General features: G+C 70.1%; 16 protein-coding genes. 10 read left to right on the top strand and 6 right to left on the bottom strand.

The annotated features are described in order from the left end of the window. The first annotated feature begins 5 nt into the window (after positions 1 to 5). From mtrA to IF11_RS0131320, 6 genes are all read left to right on the top strand, one after another. Positions 6 to 683 carry a two-component system response regulator MtrA gene (mtrA, locus tag IF11_RS0131350; RefSeq protein ID WP_005486885.1) on the top strand — a complete coding sequence of 226 codons (678 nt, stop codon included), beginning with the start codon at positions 6 to 8 and terminating at the stop codon, positions 681 to 683. Between the two features lies 1 nt (position 684). Further along, positions 685 to 2,739 carry an MtrAB system histidine kinase MtrB gene (gene mtrB / locus IF11_RS0131345; RefSeq protein WP_030355167.1) on the top strand — a complete coding sequence of 685 codons (2,055 nt, stop codon included), beginning with the start codon at positions 685 to 687 and terminating at the stop codon, positions 2,737 to 2,739. Then, on the top strand, positions 2,729 to 4,573 hold the full coding sequence (locus IF11_RS0131340) for an LpqB family beta-propeller domain-containing protein (RefSeq protein ID WP_030355166.1): 1,845 nt from the start codon (positions 2,729 to 2,731) through the stop codon (positions 4,571 to 4,573). Before mtrB ends, IF11_RS0131340 begins: the two co-directional genes overlap by 11 nt. A 147-nt stretch (positions 4,574 to 4,720) precedes the next feature. Then, the gene (locus IF11_RS0131335) at positions 4,721 to 5,443 is read left to right on the top strand and encodes a ComF family protein (RefSeq protein ID WP_030355165.1); all 723 of its coding nucleotides are present in this window, start codon (positions 4,721 to 4,723) and stop codon (positions 5,441 to 5,443) included. A 314-nt stretch (positions 5,444 to 5,757) separates the two neighbouring features. Continuing rightward, positions 5,758 to 6,447, top strand: a complete 690-nt coding sequence (gene hpf, locus IF11_RS0131325; protein WP_030355164.1) for a ribosome hibernation-promoting factor, HPF/YfiA family — start codon at positions 5,758 to 5,760, stop codon at positions 6,445 to 6,447. Between the two features lie 228 nt (positions 6,448 to 6,675). Beyond that, entirely contained in the window at positions 6,676 to 7,437 is a 762-nt protein-coding gene (locus tag IF11_RS0131320) for a response regulator (protein ID WP_030355163.1), read from the top strand. Positions 7,438 to 7,504: 67 nt separating this feature from the next. Here IF11_RS0131320 and IF11_RS0131315 read toward each other — a convergent pair whose 3' ends face one another. Together IF11_RS0131315 and IF11_RS0131310 are read right to left on the bottom strand one after the other, a co-directional pair. Beyond that, entirely contained in the window at positions 7,505 to 8,701 is a 1,197-nt protein-coding gene (locus IF11_RS0131315; protein ID WP_030355162.1) for a winged helix-turn-helix domain-containing protein, read from the bottom strand. 50 nt (positions 8,702 to 8,751) lie between these two features. Then, positions 8,752 to 9,363 (bottom strand): GNAT family N-acetyltransferase, encoded by a 612-nt coding sequence (locus IF11_RS0131310; RefSeq protein ID WP_030355161.1) that lies wholly within the window; start codon positions 9,361 to 9,363, stop codon positions 8,752 to 8,754. 240 nt (positions 9,364 to 9,603) lie between these two features. Here IF11_RS0131310 and secA point away from each other — a divergent pair, with 240 nt between their 5' ends. Continuing rightward, positions 9,604 to 12,432, top strand: coding sequence for a preprotein translocase subunit SecA (secA, locus tag IF11_RS0131305; RefSeq protein ID WP_030355160.1), 2,829 nt, complete (start codon positions 9,604 to 9,606; stop codon positions 12,430 to 12,432). Positions 12,433 to 12,552: 120 nt separating this feature from the next. On the opposite strand, the gene IF11_RS0131300 is transcribed toward secA, so the two are convergent. Next, the gene (locus tag IF11_RS0131300) at positions 12,553 to 13,002 is read right to left on the bottom strand and encodes an Rv3235 family protein (protein ID WP_051746383.1); all 450 of its coding nucleotides are present in this window, start codon (positions 13,000 to 13,002) and stop codon (positions 12,553 to 12,555) included. A gap of 281 nt (positions 13,003 to 13,283) precedes the next feature. Between IF11_RS0131300 and IF11_RS0131295 the strand changes: the two genes are divergently transcribed. Continuing rightward, positions 13,284 to 13,790 carry a DUF6912 family protein gene (locus IF11_RS0131295; protein ID WP_030355158.1) on the top strand — a complete coding sequence of 169 codons (507 nt, stop codon included), beginning with the start codon at positions 13,284 to 13,286 and terminating at the stop codon, positions 13,788 to 13,790. A 90-nt stretch (positions 13,791 to 13,880) separates the two neighbouring features. Then, entirely contained in the window at positions 13,881 to 14,552 is a 672-nt protein-coding gene (locus IF11_RS0131290; RefSeq protein WP_030355157.1) for an HAD family hydrolase, read from the top strand. Positions 14,553 to 14,641: 89 nt separating this feature from the next. Here IF11_RS0131290 and IF11_RS0131285 read toward each other — a convergent pair whose 3' ends face one another. Further along, positions 14,642 to 15,208: a DJ-1/PfpI family protein gene (locus IF11_RS0131285; RefSeq protein WP_030355156.1), complete on the bottom strand. Its 567-nt coding sequence runs from the start codon at positions 15,206 to 15,208 to the stop codon at positions 14,642 to 14,644. Between the two features lie 506 nt (positions 15,209 to 15,714). On the opposite strand from IF11_RS0131285, the gene IF11_RS0131280 reads away from it, so the two are divergent. Beyond that, positions 15,715 to 20,754 carry an NAD-glutamate dehydrogenase gene (locus IF11_RS0131280; protein ID WP_030355155.1) on the top strand — a complete coding sequence of 1,680 codons (5,040 nt, stop codon included), beginning with the start codon at positions 15,715 to 15,717 and terminating at the stop codon, positions 20,752 to 20,754. 72 nt (positions 20,755 to 20,826) lie between these two features. On the opposite strand, the gene IF11_RS0131275 is transcribed toward IF11_RS0131280, so the two are convergent. Next, entirely contained in the window at positions 20,827 to 21,642 is an 816-nt protein-coding gene (locus tag IF11_RS0131275; protein WP_030355154.1) for an ABC transporter ATP-binding protein, read from the bottom strand. Further along, the gene (locus IF11_RS0131270; RefSeq protein WP_030355153.1) at positions 21,635 to 22,558 is read right to left on the bottom strand and encodes an ABC transporter permease; all 924 of its coding nucleotides are present in this window, start codon (positions 22,556 to 22,558) and stop codon (positions 21,635 to 21,637) included. Before IF11_RS0131270 ends, IF11_RS0131275 begins: the two co-directional genes overlap by 8 nt. Positions 22,559 to 22,610 lie beyond the last annotated feature (52 nt).

Raw genomic sequence — 22,610 nt, 5'->3', positions numbered from 1 at the left:
TCGATATGAAGGGACGTGTCCTTGTCGTCGATGACGACACCGCACTCGCCGAGATGCTCGGCATTGTGCTGCGTGGTGAAGGTTTCGAGCCGTCGTTCGTAGCGGACGGGGACAAGGCACTTGCCGCCTTCCGTGAGGCCAAGCCGGATCTGGTGCTGCTGGATCTGATGCTGCCCGGCCGGGACGGTATTGAGGTGTGCCGGCTGATCAGGGCCGAGTCCGGGGTGCCCATCGTCATGCTCACGGCCAAGAGCGACACGGTCGATGTGGTGGTGGGGCTGGAGTCCGGGGCCGATGACTACATCGTCAAGCCGTTCAAGCCCAAGGAGCTGGTGGCGCGCATCAGGGCGCGGCTGCGCAGGTCCGAGGAGCCGGCGCCGGAGCAGTTGGCCATCGGCGATCTGGTCATCGATGTGGCGGGTCACTCGGTGAAGCGGGAGGGGCAGTCGATCGCCCTGACGCCGCTGGAGTTCGACCTGCTGGTCGCGCTGGCCCGTAAGCCGTGGCAGGTGTTCACCCGTGAGGTGCTTCTTGAGCAGGTGTGGGGCTACCGGCACGCCGCGGACACCCGGCTGGTCAATGTGCATGTGCAGCGGCTGCGCTCCAAGGTCGAGAAGGACCCCGAGCGCCCCGAGATCGTGGTGACCGTCCGCGGGGTCGGTTACAAGGCGGGACCGAGTTGATATGACAGGCGGCAGCGCTGCTCCGAAGCCCGGTGAGCCGGGAGTCCGTGCGGGGCGGGCTGCCGGGCCGGGGCATGCGCTGGCGCGGTTCGTCCGGCTGTTCCAGAGCGGCAGGCTGCTTCAGGACGGCTCGCCCGGCGGACCGGTGCTGCGGCTCCTGGTGCGCTGGGTGCGGCGTCCGCTGCTGCCCGCCGTACGGCTGTGGCGGCGCAATATCCAGCTGAGGGTCGTCGCGGCCACGCTGCTGATGTCGCTCGGTGTGGTGCTGCTGCTCGGGTTCGTGGTCATCGGGCAGGTGCGCAACGGTCTGCTGGAGGCCAAGGAGAAGGCGGCCCAGAGCCAGGCGGCCGGCGGGTTCACCGTGGCGAAGGAGAAGGCCGACGCCCCGGCGGCGCCCGGGGCCCGGGAGGGCGACGGGACGAACGGCAGGTCGGGGAGGAACTCCGTCAACTGGCGGTCCGACCTTGTCGAACAGCTCGCCAGTGGCGGCCCGGGTGCGTTCAATGTGGTGGCGCTGAGCCCCGACGCGGCGGACGCCGTGTCCACCAGCCGGGCCCCGCGCGTCTCGGGCGGGGTGGACTTCGCCAGCGTTCCCGCGGATCTGCGGACGGCGGTCGCGCAGGGGACCGGGGCGTTCCAGACGTACGCCCAGATCAAGTACACCGGGGCCACCGAAGCCCGGGAGCCGGAGCCGGGGCTGATCATCGGCAAGCGGCTGAACGACGTCGACCGTAACGCGTACGAGCTGTACTACATATTTCCGCTGACGCAGGAGGAGCAGTCGCTCAACCTGGTGAAGGGCACGCTCGCCACGGCCGGGCTCTTCGTGGTCGTGCTGCTCGGGGCGATCGCCTGGCTGGTGGTGCGGCAGGTCGTCACGCCGGTACGGATGGCCGCGGGGATCGCCGAGCGGCTCTCCACCGGCCGTCTCCAGGAGCGGATGAAGGTCACCGGCGAGGATGACATCGCGCGCCTCGGTGAGGCCTTCAACAAGATGGCGCAGAACCTTCAGCTCAAGATCCAGCAGCTGGAGGAGCTCTCCAGGATGCAGCGGCGCTTCGTCTCCGATGTCTCGCACGAGCTGCGTACGCCTCTGACGACCGTGCGGATGGCCGCCGACGTCATCCATGAGGCACGCAGTGACTTCGATCCGGTGACGGCGCGCTCGGCCGAACTGCTCGGTGACCAGCTGGACCGCTTCGAGTCGCTGCTGTCGGATCTGCTGGAGATCAGCCGCTTCGACGCGGGCGCGGCGGCGCTGGAGGCCGAGCCGATAGACCTGCGCGAAGTGGTGCGCCGGGTCATCGGCGGTGCCGAGCCGCTGGCGGAGCGCAAGGGCAGTCGGATCCGGGTCCTCGGGGACGAGCAGCCCGTCGTCGCCGAGGCGGACGCGCGCCGGGTCGAGCGGGTGCTGCGCAATCTCGTCGTCAACGCCGTCGAGCACGGTGAGGGCCGGGATGTCGTCGTACGGCTGGGCGCGGCGGGCGGGGCGGTGGCGATCGCCGTACGCGACTACGGCGTGGGGCTCAAGCCCGGCGAGGCGACCCGGGTGTTCAACCGCTTCTGGCGGGCCGATCCGGCGCGCGCCAGGACGACCGGCGGGACCGGTCTCGGACTGTCGATCGCAGTCGAGGACGCCCGGCTGCACGGCGGCTGGCTCCAGGCGTGGGGGGAGCCGGGAGGCGGTTCCCAGTTCCGGCTGACGCTGCCGCGTACGGCGGACGAGGCGCTGCGCGGCTCGCCCATACCGCTGGAGCCCGAGGACTCCCGGCGCAACCGCGAGCGCGGCGGCGCCCAGGATCTCAAGGAGACCGCGCAGCGGCTGGCCAGTGTGCCGCTCCAGCCGGGCGCGGACCGCTCCGCGCAGGCCGGAGCCCCCGGCGTGCCCGCCCCGCCCCGTACGACGGCGACGGTGGACCCGGCGGCTCTGCCGGGCAGCGGCGCGCGGGTGGTGGCGCGTCCCACCGGGGAGCGGCCGTCCGAGAGCGAATCCGATCGCTCCGATCACTCTGTAGGCCGGGTTCCGGAGCGGGAGGACACAATTCGTGGGCGCTGACCGCCGTCGTTATGGGCCGGGGCGCGGAGTCCGGACGCCTACGCTGCTGGCGGCCGCCGCCGCGCTGCTGGCCGGGTGCGCGTCGGTCCCCGACAGCGGCGATGTCGAGCCGGTCAAGGCGTCGCCGCCCGGTGAGTCCCAGGTGCGGGTGTATGCCGTGCCGCCCCGGGAGAAGGCGGAGCCCGACGAGATCGTCAACGGCTTCCTGGAGGCCATGACCAGCGATGATCCTGACTTCGCGATGGCCAGGAAGTATCTGACGAAGAAGGCGTCGGAGTACTGGCGGCCGGGCGCCGGTACGACGGTGCTGCGCGCCGCGCCCGACCCGGCGGGCCCGAAAGAGCTTTCCGGCGCCGACGGCTCCGCTCTCACCTATCCGCTGTACGGGGACCGGATCGCGGATGTGGACTCCGTACACGCCTACCAGCCGACCGAGCCGACCGAGTATGCCGGAGAGATCCGGCTGGTCCGGCAGAACGCCGGGGGTGCCAAGGAGTGGCGTATCGACAGCCTGCCGCAGGGGCTGGTGCTCGGTGAGTCGGACTTTCAGCGCAACTACCGGTCGGTCAACAAGTATTACTTCGCGTCGGGGGAGAACTGGCTGGTCGCCGACCCCGTCTACATCCGTCAGCGAATAGACCCCACGACCCGGATGGATCCGGTGACCCAGGCGGTCAAGGTGCTGCTCGACGGGCCGACCAACTGGCTGAAGCCGGTGGTCGACTCGCCCTTCCCCGCCGGTACGGCGCTCCAGAAGGGCACCCAGTCGCTGGAGTTCGACGACCGCAACGCCCTCAAGGTGCCGCTGAACGACAAGGCGTCCAAGGCGGGCCGTACGCAGTGCCGGAAGATGGCGGCGCAGCTGCTCTTCACGCTGCGGGATCTCACGTCCACACCGGTCGGGCAGGTCGAGCTGCTGGCCGACGGGTCCTCGCTCTGTGTGCTCAGCGGCGACCAGGCCGAGGAGTTCGCGCCCGACCGCACCACCGGCCGGTCCGACAATCCGTACTTCGTCGACGACCGCGGGCGGTTGTCGCTGCTGCGGGCGAGCGCCGACGAGGACGTCGACCGGTCGCATGTCATCGGACCGTTCGGGAGCGGCGGCGTGAAGCTCGGCTCGGTGGCGGTGGCCCGCGACGAGAAGCGCGCGGCGGGCGTCACGGACGACGCCAAGTCGCTCTATGTGTCTTCCATACTGTCGGACGGCGAGCTGGCTCCCGCGCTCGTCTCCAGCGGCGGTCCGGCACGCAGCCGGCTCTCCCCGCCGAGCTGGGACGGGCACGGCGATCTGTGGATCGCGGACCGCGACCCCGGCAAGCCGCGGCTGCTGCGGTTCGCGGAGGGCATCGGTACGCCGCAGCCGGTCACGGTCGCGGGGCTCGGTGACGGGCGTATCCAGGGGCTTCGGGTGTCGGCGGACGGGGTACGCATCGCGCTGCTCGTGTCCGAGGGCGGACGGACCACGCTGCAGATCGGACGGGTGGAGCGGAGCGGCTCCCCGGCCGATCCGACGGTGTCCGTGGCGCAACTCCAGTCGGTGGCCCCGCAGATGGAGACGGTGACCGCGGTGTCCTGGGCCGGGCCGAGCCGGCTGGTGGTCGTCGGCAAGGAGGCCGGCGGTGTGCAGCAGGTGCGCTATATCCAGACCGATGGATCGACGTCGGCCGCGAGTGTGCTGCCCGGTCTCAACCAGGTGACCGCGATCGCGGCGGCGAACGACGACCGGCAGCCGCTGGTGGCCGATTCCGACGACGCCGGCATCGTCCGGCTGCCCTCCGGGGGGAACTGGCAGACGATGGTCGAGGTGGGCTCGTCGCCCGTCTACCCCGGCTGACACGTACGCGCCGGTCGGGGCCCTGGGGGTGCGGGAGCGGGCGCCCGGGGGTGTGCCGGAGCGTGCGCCGGAACGAACCGGATCTTTGCCTGAACGAGTTGTCCACAGGGGTGGCCGGGCGCCTTCGTCGTTGGCACAGTGGTTGCCATGCGGGCGTGGTGGCGGGAGATCACCGGCCTGGTGCTGCCGGTCGCCTGTGGCGGCTGCGGTAGCCCCAGGACACCTCTGTGCGAGGACTGCGGGCGGGCCCTGTACGGCACCTGGCCGTGCCGGGTACGGCCCGCGCCGGAGCCCCCTGGGTTGCCGGCCGTCCATGCCGCCGCGCCGTACGAGGACGCCGTACGGGCCGTCCTGCTGGCGCACAAGGAGCGCGGAGCGCTCGGGATGGCGGCGCCGCTGGGACGGGCCCTGGCCGGGGCCGTACGGGCCGCCGCGCCGTCCGGCACGGGGGTCGGCCCGCTGCTGCTGGTGCCGGTGCCCTCCACGCGCCGTGCGGTCGGCGCGCGGGGACACGACGCGGCCCGCAGGATCGCGCTGGCCGCCGCCGGGGAGCTGCGGCGCGCCGACCGGCCGTGCCGGGTCCTTCCGGTGCTGCGGCAGCGGCGCGCGGTGGCCGACCAGACGGGCCTCGGCGCCCGTCAGAGGCTGGCGAACCTGTCGGGGGCGCTGGAGGTCGCCGTCGGGGGCGCGAGGCTGCTGGAGGGCGGCAGGGTGGTGCTGGTGGACGATCTCATGACGACCGGCGCCTCGCTCGTCGAGGCGGCGAGGGCACTGCGTGCCGCGACCGGCTCGGGTATTCCGGGATTCGCCCAGGTGAGCGCGGCAGTTGTCGCCGCGCCGCCGCTCTCCTTCGAAATAAACCGGAACTGATCAGAAGCGTGCATCGTTGCAGGTAAAGAGGGCAGGAGAACAACGGAACAGAGGTACGTGCCGGTAGCGGGTGCCGACACCCGTCCGGGAGGGCTATGTTCGGATATGAGGAATGGCGCGAGTCATGAGTCGCCGAATACCCCGTGTTGCGTCGGCGTTTTTCAGAACCTTGGAAGTTCGGGGGATGGGGATGATGCCGATGGGGGAGGAGGAGGTGAAAGTCGCCAAGTCCGAGGCTCCGGTGATTACCGGGGTCTGGTGCAACAGGGAGTAACTCCGCAGCGAGGCGGAGTGATCCGGGAACGGAGTTCTGCGTGGACATCGTCGTCAAGGGCCGCAAGACAGAGGTGCCCGAGCGGTTCCGCAAGCACGTGGCCGAGAAGCTGAAGCTGGAGAAGATCCAGAAGCTCGACGGCAAGGTGATCAGCCTCGACGTCGAGGTGTCCAAGGAGCACAACCCGCGGCAGGCCGACCGGTGCGACCGGGTGGAGATCACGCTCCACTCCCGCGGCCCCGTGATCCGCGCGGAGGCGGCTGCGGCCGATCCGTACGCGGCGCTCGATCTGGCCACCGGCAAGCTGGAGGCACGGCTGCGCAAGCAGCACGAGAAGCGCCACAACCGCCGGGGGAACGGCCGGTTGTCGGCAGCCGAGGTCGTCGAGGTCGTTCCTGGGGTCGCCCAGTTGAACGCGAACGGCGAGACCGCGGCGGAGGAGGCGGCACAGGCCGTTCCCACCACGATGATCGGCTCCCTTGAAGTGCAGGGCGAAGGGCCGCTCGTGATGCGGGAGAAGACCCATGTCGCCGCTCCGATGACGCTCGATCAGGCGCTCTACGAAATGGAGCTGGTCGGGCACGACTTCTATCTGTTCATCGATTCCGACACCAAGGAACCCAGCGTCGTCTACCGGCGCCATGCCTACGACTACGGCGTCATTCACCTCAGGACGGACCCGCTCGCCGGATCCGAGGCGGGCGGCGCGGGCGGCGCCCTCGGCGGCTGACGCACCGGCCGGGACCGCCGGAATCCGGCCGGAATAAGTCCGGAATCCATGCCCCCGCGGTGCCTCTGAGCGCCCTTCGCGGCCTCAGGGGCACCGTTGTGCGGCCCCAAGGACCATCGCTTCGGCGTCCGGGCATGAAATCATGGCGTCGCGGCCAACAAGTGGTCCGCGAACTGCGGTTGGCCGGCCCCCGGGAAATTCGGGCCATGGCCTTCAGGGGAGGGAACGATGGCGGACAGCTTCGGTCCGGTGCATCACGCGAGCGATGCCGACGACACGATCGGCGGCGCCGGGTCCGATGCCGCCGCGGAACGGGGCGACTCCCGCAGGGAGCCGATCCGGGTCCTCGTCGTGGACGACCATGCCCTCTTCCGCCGCGGACTGGAGATCGTCCTCGCCCAGGAGGAGGACATCCAGGTCGTCGGAGAGGCCGGGGACGGCGCGGAGGCCGTCGACAAGGCCGCCGATCTGCTGCCGGACATCGTGCTGATGGACGTACGGATGCCCAAGCGCGGCGGGATCGAGGCCTGTACCTCCATCAAGGAGGTGGCCCCCAGTGCCAAGATCATCATGCTGACGATCAGCGACGAGGAGGCCGACCTCTACGACGCGATCAAGGCGGGCGCCACCGGCTATCTCCTCAAGGAGATCTCCACCGATGAAGTGGCCACCGCGATCCGCGCCGTGGCCGACGGCCAGTCGCAGATCAGCCCGTCGATGGCGTCCAAACTGCTGACCGAGTTCAAATCGATGATTCAGCGCACCGACGAACGCAGACTCGTTCCGGCGCCGCGCCTCACCGACCGCGAACTGGAAGTCCTCAAGCTGGTCGCCACGGGAATGAACAACCGTGATATCGCCAAGGAGTTGTTCATCTCCGAGAACACGGTGAAGAACCATGTCCGCAACATCCTGGAGAAGCTGCAACTGCACTCCCGGATGGAAGCCGTGGTCTACGCGATGCGGGAGAAGATCCTCGAAATCCGCTGAGTTCCACAGGCATCCGGACCCAGCGACGTATCCAGATCCAGCGACGATCCGGACCCGCAGACGGCGCTCAGAGCGCGGCGAGCGCGTCCACCAGCGGGCCGCGCAGCGCGGGCGCGTCGACCCGCTCCACCCGTACGTCCGAGCAGCCGACCCACTCCGCCGCCTCCCGCAGCGCCTGGGCCATCGGCAGCACGGCCCTGGAGGTCTCCAGGGACACCTGCTTCGCCACCAGCGTCTTCCCCTCGCGCGCCGGGTCGACACGGCCCAGCAGCTTCCCCCCGGACAGCAGCGGCATCGCGAAATAGCCGTAGACCCGCTTGGGCTTGGGCACGTACGCCTCCAGCCGGTGCGTGAAGCCGAAGATCCGCTCCGTACGGGCCCGCTCCCAGATGAGGGAGTCGAAGGGCGACAGCAGGGTCGTGCGGTGCCGCCCCCGCGGTGTGGTCGCCAGCGCCTCCGGATCGGCCCAGGCCGGCTTCCCCCAGCCCTCGACCGTCACCGGCACCAGCCCCGAGTCCGCGATCACGGCGTCGACCTGCTCGCCCTTGAGCCGGTGGTAGTCGGCGATATCGGCGCGCGTACCGACACCGAGCGACTGGCCCGCGAGCCGTACGAGCCGGCGCAGACACTCCGTGTCATCGAGATCGTCATGGAGGAACTCATCGGGGACGGCCCGCTCCGCGAGGTCGTAGACCCGCTTCCAGCTGCGCCGCCCGGTGCACACGACCTCGCCGTACATGAGCGCGCGCTCGACGGCGACCTTCGCCTCGGACCAGTCCCACCACGGCCCGCCGTTCTTGGCGCCGCCCAGCTCCGTGGCGGTCAGCGGCCCCTCGGACTCCAGCTGCTTGATCACCGTGTCGTACGCGCCGTCCGCCAGCTCGTGGTACCAGTGCGGGCGGGCGCGGTAGGCGCGCCGGCGGAAGGCGAAGTGCGGCCACTCCTCGATCGGCAGGATGCAGGCCGCGTGGGACCAGTACTCGAAGGCGTGCGGCTGTGCCGGTGACGTACCGGCCGGGGCCGGGGTCCAGTACGCGTCCTCGACCGTCCTGCGGCCGACCGCGCCCAGGCGCGCGTACGGAATCAGTTCGTGCGACCGCGCCAGCACCGAGATCGTGTCCAGCTGGACGGCGCCGAGGTGGCGCAGCACGCCCCTTACCCCGCCGCGTCGGTCGGGGGCGCCGAGGAATCCCTGGGCGCGCAGCGCTGCCCGGCGGGCTTCGTCGGCGGACAGCTCGGTGGTGGCGGGCGGCACAGTCGTCATGGACCGCACGATAGACGGCGGCACTGACAGTCGGGTCCGCGCGGGCACCTTCAGGTCTGCGCGGGCACGCCCAGGCCCGCCGCCGGCACACCCCCCTCCCCGGAGGGGAGGTACGGGTGGACGCCCGGCAGCCCCAGATCGGACGGGAGCAGCGCGCCTATCCACACGTCCCGCAGCGTGTCCCGGTGGAACAGCGCGGCGCGCAGCATGCCCTCCATCACGAAACCGGCCTTCTCCGCGACGGCGCGCGAGCCCGCGTTGCCGACCTCGGCCCGCCACTCCAGGCGCTGCGCGCCCAGCGCTGTGAAGACCCAGTGGGCCACCGCCCGCGCGGCTTCGGTCGTATAGCCCCGGCCGCGGTGCTCCCTCGCCGTCCAGTAGCCGATCTCCCAGGTGCCCGACTGGCAGTGCGCGTTGACCGCGCCCATCACCGGGCCGCCGCCCCGGGGCACCACACCGAAGGTGCAGATGGTCGCCGTACGCCAGCCGTCCGGGACCATCCGCTCGACGAAGCGCTCCGCGTGCTGCCGCTCGTACGGCACGGGAATCGGGACCCAGCGCTGGATCTCGGGGTCCTGGCAGGCCGCGAGGACATCGTCGACATCGTCCGGAGTGAGGGGGCGCAGCAGGAGGCGCTCGGTGGTGAGAGTGACGGGTTCCATAGCCGGATTCTGCTGAGCCGGGTCCCCCGGCACGAGTGCTTTTCGCGTCTCACCGGCACCTTCCACGGGTCCCGCGCGTTCTCCTTGCGGGTGTCGGCGGGCCCGCGTGACCTCGGCCCTCCCGGCGCGGGCGGGTCCTCGCTTACGATGGCCGTTGCGGTGGGGCCCGCCTGCCGTGCCCGCGCCCGTGTCCGTATCCGACCCACGTGCCAGGCCCGACCGGCAAGGAGACCAACCTCAGTGTCCGTCTTCAACAAGCTCATGCGTGCAGGCGAAGGCAAGATCCTGCGCAAACTGCACCGCATCGCGGACCAGGTCAACTCCATCGAAGAGGATTTCGTAACCCTCTCCGACGCCGAGTTGAGGGCGCTCACCGCCGAGTACAAAGAGCGGTACGCCGACGGTGAGAGCCTTGACGACCTGCTCCCCGAGGCTTTCGCGACCGTCCGCGAGGCGGCCAAGCGCGTCCTCGGTCAGCGTCACTACGACGTGCAGCTGATGGGCGGCGCCGCCCTGCACCTCGGCTATGTCGCCGAGATGAAGACCGGTGAGGGCAAGACCCTCGTCGGCACGCTGCCCGCGTATCTCAACGCGCTGTCCGGCAAGGGCGTCCACCTGATCACGGTGAACGACTACCTGGCCGAGCGCGACTCCGAGATGATGGGCCGCGTCCACAAGTTCCTGGACCTCGAAGTCGGCTGCATCCTGGCGAACATGTCGCCCGCGCAGCGCCGTGAGCAGTACGCCTGCGACATCACGTACGGCACGAACAACGAGTTCGGCTTCGACTACCTGCGCGACAACATGGCGTGGTCCCAGGAGGAGCTGGTCCAGCGCGGCCACAACTACGCCATCGTCGACGAGGTCGACTCGATCCTCGTGGACGAGGCCCGTACGCCGCTGATCATCTCCGGCCCCGCCGACCAGGCCACCAAGTGGTACGGCGACTTCGCCAAGCTGGTCACGCGGCTGACCAGGGGCGAGGCGGGCAACCCGCTCAAGGGCATCGAGGAGACCGGCGACTACGAGGTCGACGAGAAGAAGCGCACCGTCGCCATTCACGAGCCCGGTGTGTCCAAGGTCGAGGACTGGCTGGGCATCGACAACCTGTACGAGTCGGTGAACACCCCGCTCGTCGGTTATCTGAACAACGCCATCAAGGCCAAGGAACTGTTCAAGAACGACAAGGACTATGTCGTCATCGACGGCGAAGTCATGATCGTCGACGAGCACACCGGCCGTATCCTCGCCGGCCGCCGCTACAACGAGGGCATGCACCAGGCGATCGAGGCGAAGGAAGGGGTGGACATCAAGGACGAGAACCAGACCCTTGCCACGATCACCCTGCAGAACTTCTTCCGCCTCTACGGCAAGCTCTCCGGCATGACCGGTACGGCCATGACCGAGGCCGCCGAGTTCCACCAGATCTACAAGCTGGGCGTCGTCCCGATCCCGACGAACCGGCCGATGGTCCGTATGGACCAGTCCGACCTGATCTACCGCACCGAGGTCGCCAAGTTCGCGGCGGTCGTGGACGACATCGCGGAGAAGCACGAGAAGGGGCAGCCGATCCTGGTCGGCACCACCTCGGTCGAGAAGTCCGAGTACCTCTCGCAGCAGCTCAACAAGCGCGGTGTCCAGCACGAGGTGCTCAACGCCAAGCAGCACGACCGGGAGGCGACGATCGTCGCCCAGGCCGGCCGCAAGGGCGCCGTCACCGTCGCCACGAACATGGCGGGACGCGGTACGGACATCAAGCTCGGCGGCAACCCCGACGATCTCGCCGAGGCGGAGCTGCGCCAGCGCGGACTGGACCCCGTCGAGCACGTCGAGGAGTGGGCCGCCGCCCTGCCGGCCGCGCTGGAGAAGGCCGAGCAGGCGGTGAAGGCGGAGTTCGAGGAGGTCAAGGACCTCGGCGGGCTGTATGTCCTGGGCACCGAGCGGCATGAGTCGCGCCGTATCGACAACCAGCTGCGTGGCCGTTCGGGACGTCAGGGCGACCCCGGTGAGTCCCGCTTCTATCTCTCCCTCGGCGACGACCTGATGCGGCTGTTCAAGGCGCAGATGGTCGAGCGCGTGATGGCCATGGCCAACGTGCCGGACGATGTCCCGATCGAGAACAAGATGGTGACGCGCGCCATCGCCTCAGCCCAGTCCCAGGTCGAGCAGCAGAACTTCGAGACGCGTAAGAACGTCCTGAAGTACGACGAGGTGCTCAACCGGCAGCGTGAGGTCATCTACGGCGAGCGCCGCCGCGTCCTGGAGGGCGAGGACCTGCAGGAGCAGGTGCGCCACTTCATGGACGACACGATCGACGCGTACATCCAGGCGGAGACCGTCGAGGGCTTCGCCGAGGAGTGGGACCTCGACCGGCTGTGGGGAGCCTTCAAGCAGCTCTACCCGACGAAGGTCACGGTGGAGGAGCTGGAGGACGCGGCGGGCGACCGCGCCGGGATCACCGCCGAGTTCATCGCGCAGTCCGTCAAGGACGACATCTACGCCCAGTACGAGGAGCGCGAGAGCCAGCTCGGCTCGGACATCATGCGTGAGCTGGAGCGGCGCGTGGTGCTCTCCGTCCTGGACCGCAAGTGGCGCGAGCACCTCTACGAGATGGACTACCTCCAGGAGGGCATCGGCCTCCGTGCCATGGCGCAGAAGGACCCGCTGGTCGAGTACCAGCGCGAGGGCTTCGACATGTTCAACGCCATGATGGAAGGCATCAAGGAGGAGTCCGTCGGCTATCTGTTCAACCTGGAGGTCCAGGTCGAGCAGCAGGTCGAGGAGGTCCCGGTGCAGGACGCGGCCGAGCGTCCCTCGCTGGCGAAGAAGGACGACGCGGTGCCCGCGGGCACAGCCCGTCCGGAGATCCGCGCGAAGGGCCTCGACGCGCCGCAGCGGCCCGACCGGCTGCACTTCTCCGCTCCCACGGTGGACGGCGAGGGCGGCATCGTCGAGGGCGACTTCCAGAGCGCCGAGGGGCCGACGCGGTCGACGTCGGACGGGATGACGCGCGCGGAGCGCCGTAAGGCCCAGAAGGGCACGAGCGGCGGGCGTCGCCGCAAGAAGTAGGCAGCGGTACGGAAAGAGGGCGGGCCGGGGCGCACAGCGAGTGCGCGCCCCGGCCCGCCCTCATGTGCGCCGTCGCCTCCGTCGCCTCTGTCCTCTCCGTCGCCTCCGCCCTCTCCGTCCTCATGTCCGTTCGCCGCCGAGTTCGACCGCCGCGCAGCGCCAGCGCAGGTCGGGGCCCTGTTCCAGGCGGAAGGCCATGGCGCGCACCTGATCGCCCGCGGAGATGCTGGCGGCGGCCTCGACCGCTCCTGGGCGCGGCTGGAAGGCGCGGCAGGTACGGATGACGGGACGGGCGCCCCGGGCCCTGAGCGGGGTGCCGGGCGCGAGCCGGACGAGCTGTTCGTACGCCTCGCCGATGGTCTGGCCGAGCATCCAGTGCACCGGGCGGTGGCCGCTGAGGACGGCGAGCAGGCGCTCCGCGAAGAGTTCGTGCGGCGGCGGGAGGTGCGGGCGCCGCCGCGGGCGTACGGCGCCGGGCCCGCGCTGGTCGCGCCGGCCCGGCGGCCTCGCCGTGGCGGTGGTCCGGGCCCTTGCCGGGCCGGTCGGAGTGCTGGTACCGGTCGTGTTCACGCAGATCGCCCCCGTTCTGCCCGGCCGGTTCGGATACCGGCCGGTAACTTTCTGTTGGGGGATCTTTTACGGGCCCTTGGGGGACGCCCGCAAGACCGGTCCGGACAGGGGACGCCCAGCGCCGAAATCACCTATCCGAGTGACCGGCGGACGATACCGGGCCCGGTGGCGGGGTGGCGTGCGGTTCCCGGTGGACGCCCAGGGGCTCCATGAGCGTCACCCCGAAGAGGGACTCCCGCACGTATCCTTAGGTGCTCTCCCGACTACGAAAGCGGCCAGCCATGCGCGTCTACGTCCCCCTGACCCTTCCCGGTCTCGCAGAGGCGCACAAGACGGGTGAGCTGGGGCCGGGACCACTGACCGCGTACGCCGTGACCCCCGGGCTGCGCGAGTGGTACGTCTCCGACGACATCGAGGAGCTGGAGTACGCGGCCCTCAACCGCGCCGCTGCCGCCTCGCTCCGGCTGCTCGCCGCCGATCCGGCGGCCGGACGCCGCCGGGTGGTCGTGGCGGCCGATGTGCCGGACAGGGAAGCCGTGTCGGATCCCGACCGCGGGCTGGACGACGCGGGCCTCGGCGAGGTGCGCATCGCCGACGCGATCGCGCTGTCGAAGGCGGCGGCGGTGCATGTCGACTCCGACGAGGCGGACGCCGATGTGTCGGCCGCGGCGGCGGCGCTGGGCGCGGCGGACCACGGGGACGACGACGCGCAGTTCACGGTGGACGGCGCGGAGGACCACGAGCTGCTCTGGTACGGCGTCCAGGAGATCCCGAACCTGATCGGCTGACCGCGCCGACGGCGGCCCCGTCGCAGGTCACGGCGGCCGACGGGGGCACCGCCAGGGCCGTTGTCAGACCCGGCCGGTACCGTTTTCGGCATGGGGAAGCAGAACACGCATCTGGTCTGGGACTGGAACGGCACGATCCTCGACGACATCGAGGCGGTCATCGGGGCGACCAACGCGGCCTTCGCGGAGATAGGGCTGGAGTCCATCACGCTGGACACCTACCGCGAGCTGTACTGCGTCCCGGTCCCGAAGTTCTACGAGCGGCTGATGGGCCGCCTGCCGAGCGACGCCGAGTGGGCCGTCATGGACGAGACGTTCCACCGCCACTACACGGAGCGGCGGACCGGCTGCGGGCTCACGGAGGGCGTCGAGGAGCTGCTGTCGCAATGGCGGCTGGCCGGGGACAGCCAGTCGCTGCTGAGCATGTACGGGCACGAGCAGCTGGTTCCGGTGGTGCGGGGATACGGGATCGAGAGCCACTTCCTCCGCGTCGACGGCCGGACCGGCCCGTCCGGCGGCAGCAAGGCGGTGCACATGGAGCGCCATCTGACCGCGCTGGCGTCGGCGGGCGCGATATCCGCCGACCGGACGGTGGTGATCGGTGACGCGGTCGACGACGCGCTGGCGGCGGCGCATGTGGGCGCGCGGGCCGTGCTGTACACGGGGGGCTCGCACAGCCGGGCCAGTCTGGAGGCGGTGGGCGTACCGGTGGTGGACACGCTCGCGGAGGCGGTCGACACGGCGCGGCGGCTGACGTCCTGACGCCGGTGTGACCGGCAGGGACGACCGGGGGACCGGGGGTGCGCCAAGGAGTCCCCGGGAGTACCCCCGGTTCACCGGGCCCGCACCGCTCAGGTCACCGGGGCCTTCGCGCGCAGCACGGTGAGGAATTCGCGCATCCAGGCCGGGTGGTCGGGCCAGGCGCGGGACGAGACGAGCGTGCCGTCCACCACCGCCTCCGAGTCCTGGAAGGTGGCCCCGGCCGCCTGCATGTCCAGCTCCAGGGCCGGATAGGCCGTGACCCGGCGGCCGGCCAGCTCGCCGATCGCGGCCGTGAGCAGCGGCCCGTGGCAGATCTGGGCGACGGGCTTGTCGGCGTCGAAGAAGGACTTGAGGATCTTGCGCAGCTCCGCGTCGCCGCGCAGATACTCGGGGGCGCGGCCGCCCGGGATGACCAGAGCGGCGTACTGCGTCGCGTCGACCTCGGCGAAGGCGAGATCGGCGGGCCAGGTGTAGCCGGGCTTCTCGGTGTAGGTGTCGAAGCCGGGCTCGAAGTCATGAACCACGAACTGGAGCTTCTTACGGGTCGGAGCGGCGATATGGACCTCGTACCCCTCCTCACGCAGACGCTGGTACGGATAGAGCACTTCCAGCGACTCGGCGGCGTCGCCGGTGACGATCAGAACCTTGGCTGCCATGACTGCTCCCGGAGAGAGTGTGCCGGTCTGTCCAGCTGTCGACCAGTGTCGTCCTGTGGACCAGTGTCGTCCCCCGTCGGCGCGCGTCGGCGAGGGTTCTGTGCCGGGCGCGGCCGTGAGCCTCCGACGAGCGCCCGTGTCGCTGTCCAGAGTGTCAAAGTTGGTGCCGCGTATTTGTACACATGCGGCCCATGACGGCGCCCCGGTCAAGGGCGATAGCCTGGTGCCCGTGATCAGCGCGATATGCCGTGGGGGCAGCGAAGCCTCCCGCCTGCGCCCGGAGCGCCACCGCGTCCGGGCGATCGCTGGTCCCCCAGGACCGGTCCCTCCGGGACAGGACTCGGGGCAGGACCTTGATCCGGGACGACTGCCAAAATTGGCCAATAACGCCCCGGACATCTCTCATCGCGGCATAACGTCGACTCAGACCGGAAACCCCGCGTCGTGGCGTTGTGTCGCTTCCTTCACCTACGTCACGCAACGGCGCGCGACAGGAGCCAGAGGACATGCAGACCAAGCTGGACGAAGCCAAGGCCGAGCTGCTCGAACAGGCGGCTCGGGCCGCTGAGAACAGCCCGGTGGGGGGAACCGGGGGGCTGGGGGCCCGCCCCCGGGAGGGCGAGGCCTCGGCCGGATCCCGCAGCGCCGGCCAGGAGGACGGTCCCGACCGGGACGGCCTTCTCGCGTACCTCCAGCGCTACTACCTGCACACCGCTCCCGAGGACCTGGCCGACCGCGACCCGGTCGACATCGTCGGTGCGGCGCTCTCGCACTACCGGCTGGCCGGGAATCGTCCCCAGGGGACGGCGAACGTACGGGTGCACACCCCGACCGTCGAGGAGAACGGCTGGACCTGCCGCCACTCCGTGGTCGAGGTCGTCACCGACGACATGCCGTTCCTGGTCGACTCCGTCACCAATGAGCTCTCGCGCCAGGGCCGCGGCATCCACGCCGTGGTGCATCCGCAGATCGCCGTACGCCGCGATGTCACCGGCAAGCTGATCGAGGTGCTGCCCGAGGAGGCGGTCACCGCCGCGGAGCCCCGGCACGACGTGTTCATCGAGTCCTGGATCCATGTCGAGGTCGACCGCGAGACCGACCAGGCCGATCTCCAGCAGATGACCTCCGACCTGCTGCGGATCCTCTCCGATGTCCGCGAGACCGTCGAGGACTGGGAGAAGATGCGGGAGGCCGCGCTGCGCATCGCCGAGGAGCTGCCCGGCGAGCCGACCGCCGACGATCTGCGCGACCAGGAGGTCGAAGAGGCCCGGGAGCTGCTGCGCTGGCTCGCCGCCGACCACTTCACCTTCCTCGGTTACCGCGAGTATCAGCTGACGGACAGCGACGCCCTCTCCGCCGTGCCGGGCACCGGACTCGGCGTACTGCGCTCCGACCCGGCGCACATCGGGGACGAGGACCACCCGGTCAGCCCGTCCTTCAGCCGGCTGCCCGCCGACGCCCGCGCCAAGGCCCGTGAGCACAAGCTGCTCGTCCTCACCAAGGCGAACAGCCGCGCCACGGTCCACCGCTCCGGCTATCTCGACTATGTCGGGGTCAAGAAGTTCGACGCCAAGGGCAATGTCGTCGGCGAGCGGCGCTTCCTCGGGCTCTTCTCCTCGGCCGCGTACACCGAGTCCGTCCGCCGGGTCCCGGTGATCCGCCGCAAGGTCGCCGAGGTCCTGGAGAGCGCGGGCCTCTCGCCCAACAGCCACGACGGTCGCGATCTGCTCCAGATCCTGGAGACCTATCCGCGCGACGAGCTGTTCCAGACGCCCGTCGACGAACTCCGCTCGATCGTCACGAGCGTGCTGTACCTCCAGGAGCGCCGGCGGCTGCGGCTCTACCTGCGCCAGGACGAGTACGGGCGCTACTACTCCGCCCTCGTCTATCTGCCGCGCGACCGCTACACCACGGGCGTCCGGCTCCGGCTGGTCGAGATCCTCAAGGAGGAACTCGGCGGGACCAGCGTCGACTTCACGGCCTGGAACACAGAATCGATCCTCTCCCGGCTGCACTTCGTCGTCCGCGTCCCCCGGGGCACCCAGCTGGCGAAGCTCACCGATGCCGACACCGAGCGGATCGAGGCCCGGCTCGTCGAGGCCGCCCGCTCCTGGGCCGACGCCTTCGGCGAGGCGCTGACCGCCGAGTGCGGTGAGGAGCGCGCCGCCGAGCTGCTGCGCAGGTACGGTTCCGCCTTCCCCGAGGGGTACAAGGCCGACCACTCCCCGCGCGCCGCCGTCGCCGACCTGGCCCATCTGGAGGCGGTCACCCGGGCCGAGGCGGGCTCGGACTTCGCGCTCTCGCTGTACGAGCCGGTCGGCGCGGGCCCCGGCGAGCGCCGCTTCAAGATCTACCGCTCGGGCGAGCAGGTCTCCCTCTCCGCCGTCCTGCCGGTGCTCCAGCGGCTCGGTGTCGAGGTCGTCGACGAGCGCCCGTACGAGCTGCGCTGCTCGGACCGTACCCACGCCTGGATCTACGACTTCGGTCTGCGGCTGCCCCAGGGCGGCGGGGGCGACTATCTCACCGAGGACGACCGCCAGCGCTTCCAGGACGCCTTCGCCGCCGTGTGGACCGGAGCCGCGGAGAACGACGGCTTCAACTCCCTCGTCCTGCGGGCCGGTCTGGACTGGCGGCAGGCGATGGTGCTGCGCGCGTACGCCAAGTACCTGCGCCAGTCCGGCTCGACCTTCAGCCAGGACTACATGGAGGACACCCTCCGCAGCAATGTCCACACCACCCGTCTGCTGGTCTCCCTCTTCGAGGCCCGGATGTCGCCGGGCCGCCAGCGCGCCGGCACGGAGCTGACGGAAGCGATGCTGGAGGAGCTGGACGGCGCCCTGGACCAGGTCGCGAGCCTGGACGAGGACCGCATCCTCAGGTCCTTCCTCACCCTCATCAAGGCGACGCTGCGGACCAACTTCTTCCAGCGCGCGGGCGAGGGCGACGGCGCAAAGGGCCAGAAGGGCCAGAAGACCGCCGCGGGCGAGCAGCACAGCTATGTGTCGATGAAGTTCGACCCGCAGGCCATCCCGGATCTGCCCGCGCCCCGCCCGGCGTACGAGATCTGGGTGTACTCCCCGCGTGTCGAGGGCGTCCACCTCCGCTTCGGCAAGGTCGCCCGCGGCGGTCTGCGCTGGTCCGACCGGCGCGAGGACTTCCGTACGGAGATCCTCGGCCTGGTCAAGGCGCAGATGGTCAAGAACACCGTGATCGTGCCGGTCGGCGCCAAGGGCGGCTTCGTCGCCAAGCAGCTGCCCGACCCGGCCGCGGACCGGGACGCCTGGCTCGCCGAGGGCATCGCCTCGTACAAGATCTTCATCTCGGCGCTGCTCGACATCACGGACAACATGGTGGCGGGCGAGGTCGTGCCGCCGGCCGATGTGGTCAGGCACGACGAGGACGACACGTATCTGGTCGTCGCCGCCGACAAGGGCACCGCGAGCTTCTCCGACATCGCCAATGACGTCGCCGTCGCCTACCACTTCTGGCTCGGGGACGCCTTCGCCTCCGGCGGCAGCGCGGGCTACGACCACAAGGGCATGGGCATCACGGCGCGCGGCGCCTGGGAGTCCGTCAAGCGGCACTTCCGCGAGCTCGGCCATGACACCCAGACCGAGGACTTCACGGTCGTCGGCGTCGGGGACATGTCCGGTGACGTGTTCGGCAACGGCATGCTGCTCTCCGAGCACATCCGGCTGGTCGCGGCCTTCGACCACCGGCATATCTTCCTCGACCCGCACCCGGACGCGGCCATCTCGTACGCGGAGCGCCGCCGGCTGTTCGAGCTGCCGCGCTCGTCGTGGGCCGACTACGACAAGGGGCTGCTGTCGCAGGGCGGCGGAATCCACCCCCGCACCGCCAAGTCGATCTCCATCAACGCGCATGTACGGGAAGCGCTCGGCATCGAGCCCGGTGTCTCCAAGCTGACGCCCGCCGAGCTGATGAAGACGATCCTCCACGCCCCGGTGGACCTGCTGTGGAACGGCGGCATCGGTACGTATGTGAAGGCCTCCACCGAGACGGACGCCGACGTCGGCGACAAGGCCAACGACGCGATCCGCGTCAACGGCGAGGACCTGCGGGCCAAGGTCGTCGGCGAGGGCGGCAACCTGGGGCTGACCCAGCTCGGCCGTATCGAGTTCGCCCGGCGCGGCGCCGGCGGCGAGGGCGGCAAGGTCAACACCGACGCCATCGACAACAGCGCGGGCGTCGACACCTCCGACCACGAGGTGAACATCAAGATCCTGCTCAACGGCCTGGTCACGGACGGCGACATGACCGTCAAGCAGCGCAACACGCTGCTCGCCGCGATGACCGACGAGGTCGGCGCGCTGGTGCTGCGCAACAACTACGCGCAGAACACCGCGCTCGCCAACGCCGTGGCCCAGGCCCCGTCCCTGCTCCACGCCCACCAGCGGTTCATGCGACGGCTGACGCGCGACGGACATCTCGACAGGGCGCTGGAGTTCCTGCCCAGCGACCGGCAGATCCGCGAACTGCTCAACACGGGCCGGGGCCTGTCCCAGCCCGAACTGGCCGTGCTGCTCGCCTACACCAAGATCACGGTGGCGGAGGAGCTGATCCACACCGAGCTGCCCGACGACCCGTATCTGCGCAAGCTGCTGCACGCGTACTTCCCGCAGGCGCTGCGGGAGAAGTTCGCCGAGCAGATCGACACGCACGCGCTGCGCCGCGAGATCGTGACGACGGTGCTGGTCAACGACACCGTCAACACCGGTGGTTCGACGTTCCTGCACCGGCTGCGCGAGGAGACCGGGGCGTCGACCGAGGAGATCGTACGGGCCCAGGCGGCGGCCCGGGAGATCTTCGGGCTGAACGCCGTCTGGGACGCCGTCGAGGCGCTGGACAACCAGGTGGCGGCCGACGTCCAGACCCGGATCAGGCTGCACTCGCGCCGGCTGGTCGAGCGCGGTACGCGCTGGCTGCTGGGCAACCGGCCGCAGCCGCTGGAGATCGCGGGGACGATCGAGTTCTTCGCGGCGGGGGTCGAGCGGGTCTGGGCGCAGCTGCCCCCGATGCTGCGCGGCGCGGAGCTGGAGTGGTACCAGCGGATCCTGGCGGAGCTGACCGAGGCGGGGGTCCCGGAGGAGCTGGCCCTGCGAGTGGCGAGCTTCTCGTCCGCCTTCCCGACGCTCGACATCGTGGCGATCGCGGACCGTACGGATCAGGACCCGCTCGCCGTCGCCGAGGTGTACTACGACCTCGGTGACCGGCTGCGGATCACTCAGCTGATGGACCGGATCGTGGAGCTGCCGCGGGCCGACCGCTGGCAGTCCATGGCCCGCGCCTCCATCCGCGAGGACCTGTACGCGGCGCACGCCGCGCTGACGGCGGACGTGCTGGCCGTGGGCAACGGCGACTCGACGCCCGAGGAGCGCTTCAAGGCGTGGGAGCAGAAGAACGCCGCGATCCTGGGCCGTTCGCGCGCCACGCTGGAGGAGATCCAGGGGTCGGACGCGTTCGATCTGGCGAATCTGTCGGTCGCGATGCGGACGATGCGCACGCTGCTGCGTACGCACAGCTGAGCAGCGCACAGCAGGAGGGGCGCCCGGCTCGCGATGAGCCGGGCGCCCCTTGCCCTGTCGGCCTCGGGCGGGCTACTTCTTCTTGCCGGTGAACTCCTCGTACGCCGCGACGACTTCCTGAGCCGGGCCGTCCATCCGCAGCGTCCCCGACTCCAGCCAGAGCGCCCGGTCACAGGTTTCGAGGATGGACTTGTTGCTGTGGCTGACCAGGAAGACCGTGCCGGCCTCCGCGCGCAGCTCGGTGATGCGCTCCTGGCTGCGGCGCTGGAATCTGGCGTCGCCGGTGGACAGCGCCTCGTCGATCAGCAGGACGTCATGGCTCTTGGCGGCGGCGATCGAGAAGCGCAGCCGGGCGCCCATGCCCGAGGAGTACGTCCGCATCGGCAGCGAGATGAAGTCGCCCTTCTCGTTGATCCCGGAGAACTCCACGATGTCGTCGTAGCGGGTACGGACCTGCTCCCGCGACATGCCCATGGCCAGCCCGCCGAGGATGACGTTCCGCTCGCCGGTCAGATCGCTCATCAGCGCCGCGTTGACGCCGAGGAGCGAGGGCTGACCCCGGGTGAAGACCTGGCCGCGCGAGGGCGGCAGCAGTCCCGCGATGGCCTTCAGCAGGGTCGACTTGCCGGATCCGTTGGAGCCGATCAGACCGATGGCCTCGCCCTTGTACGCGGCGAAGCTGACGCCCTTGACGGCGTGCACCTCGCGCGCTCCGGGGGCCGACCGGCGTGAGACGATCCGGCTCAGCGCGGAGGTGGCACTGCCCCGGCCGCCCTTGGTGCCATGGACGGTGTAGGTGATGTGGACGCCGTCGACGACGACGGTGGGGACGCGTTCCCGCTCGGTGAACGGCTCGGCGGTCTCCGTACTCTGCCTTTTGTCAGCCACGTCCGTACTCCTCCTCGGCCTTCCAGAAGAACAGGAAACCGCCGACGCCCGCGAGCAGCGCCCAGCCCAGGGCGACGGCCCAGATGTGCGGGGGCAGTTGACCGGCGGTATAGCTGTCGATAAGCGCGAAGCGCATCAGATCGATATAGACGGCGGCCGGGTTGCACTTCAGGATCACCGTCACCACATGCGGCAGACCGTCGCCGTTCGTGACCTTGTCGACGCTCCACATCACGCCCGACACATACATCCAGGTGCGCAGCAGGAACGGCATCAGCTGCGAGATGTCCGGCGTCCTGGCCGCCAGCCTGGCCACGGCCATCGAGACGCCGGTGTTGAAGAGCGACTGGAGCAGCAGGGCCGGTATTGCGAGCAGCCAGCTGACCGCGGGGTACTGGCCGAAGCAGACCAGGATCACCACCAGCGCGCCCAGGGAGAACAGCAGTTGCTGGAGCTGCTGGAGCGCGAGCCCGATCGGCAGGGCGGCGCGCGGGAAGTGCAGGGCCCGTACGAGACCGAGGTTGCCGGAGATCGCGCGGGTGCCGGCCATGATCGAGTTCGAGGTGAAGGTCCAGATGAAGACGCCCGTGACCAGGAACGGGATGAAGTCCGGCACGCCGTGCTTGGTGTTGAGCAGCACCCCGAAGATGAAGTAGTAGACCGTCGCGTTCAGCAGCGGGGTCATGATCTGCCAGATCTGGCCGAGCTTCGCCTGGCTGTACTGGGCGGTCAGCCGGGCGGTGGCGAAGGCGCCGATGAAATGCCGGCGCGACCACAGGGCGCGGAGATAGTCGGGCAGGGCGGGGCGGGCGCCGCTCACGGTCAGGCCGTGGCGGCGGGCGAGGGCGCTGAGATCGGTCACGCTCCCGGTAGCGGGCTCCGGGACCGGTGAGGCCGGTGCGATCGTCTGGCTCACGGGGGGTCGCTTTCGACGGTGTTCTGGGGTGGCGCCGGTCGGCGATGGGGGG

This window comes from Streptomyces scopuliridis RB72 (assembly GCF_000718095.1).
Classification (GTDB): domain Bacteria; phylum Actinomycetota; class Actinomycetes; order Streptomycetales; family Streptomycetaceae; genus Streptomyces; species Streptomyces scopuliridis.
This window is presented reverse-complemented; position numbering and strand designations above follow the sequence as displayed.

What these genes read in the sequence shown, in the direction of transcription:
- IF11_RS0131315 (WP_030355162.1), bottom strand. Translation starts at nt 8,701, where the DNA reads ATGACGACTGTGCCGCCCGCCACCACCGAGCTGTCCGCCGACGAAGCC.
- IF11_RS0131280 (WP_030355155.1), top strand. Translation starts at nt 15,715, where the DNA reads ATGCAGACCAAGCTGGACGAAGCCAAGGCCGAGCTGCTCGAACAGGCG.
- IF11_RS0131310 (WP_030355161.1), bottom strand. Translation starts at nt 9,363, where the DNA reads ATGGAACCCGTCACTCTCACCACCGAGCGCCTCCTGCTGCGCCCCCTC.
- IF11_RS0131290 (WP_030355157.1), top strand. Translation starts at nt 13,881, where the DNA reads ATGGGGAAGCAGAACACGCATCTGGTCTGGGACTGGAACGGCACGATC.
- mtrB (WP_030355167.1), top strand. Translation starts at nt 685, where the DNA reads ATGACAGGCGGCAGCGCTGCTCCGAAGCCCGGTGAGCCGGGAGTCCGT.
- mtrA (WP_005486885.1), top strand. Translation starts at nt 6, where the DNA reads ATGAAGGGACGTGTCCTTGTCGTCGATGACGACACCGCACTCGCCGAG.
- IF11_RS0131320 (WP_030355163.1), top strand. Translation starts at nt 6,676, where the DNA reads ATGGCGGACAGCTTCGGTCCGGTGCATCACGCGAGCGATGCCGACGAC.
- IF11_RS0131285 (WP_030355156.1), bottom strand. Translation starts at nt 15,208, where the DNA reads ATGGCAGCCAAGGTTCTGATCGTCACCGGCGACGCCGCCGAGTCGCTG.
- IF11_RS0131335 (WP_030355165.1), top strand. Translation starts at nt 4,721, where the DNA reads ATGCGGGCGTGGTGGCGGGAGATCACCGGCCTGGTGCTGCCGGTCGCC.
- IF11_RS0131295 (WP_030355158.1), top strand. Translation starts at nt 13,284, where the DNA reads ATGCGCGTCTACGTCCCCCTGACCCTTCCCGGTCTCGCAGAGGCGCAC.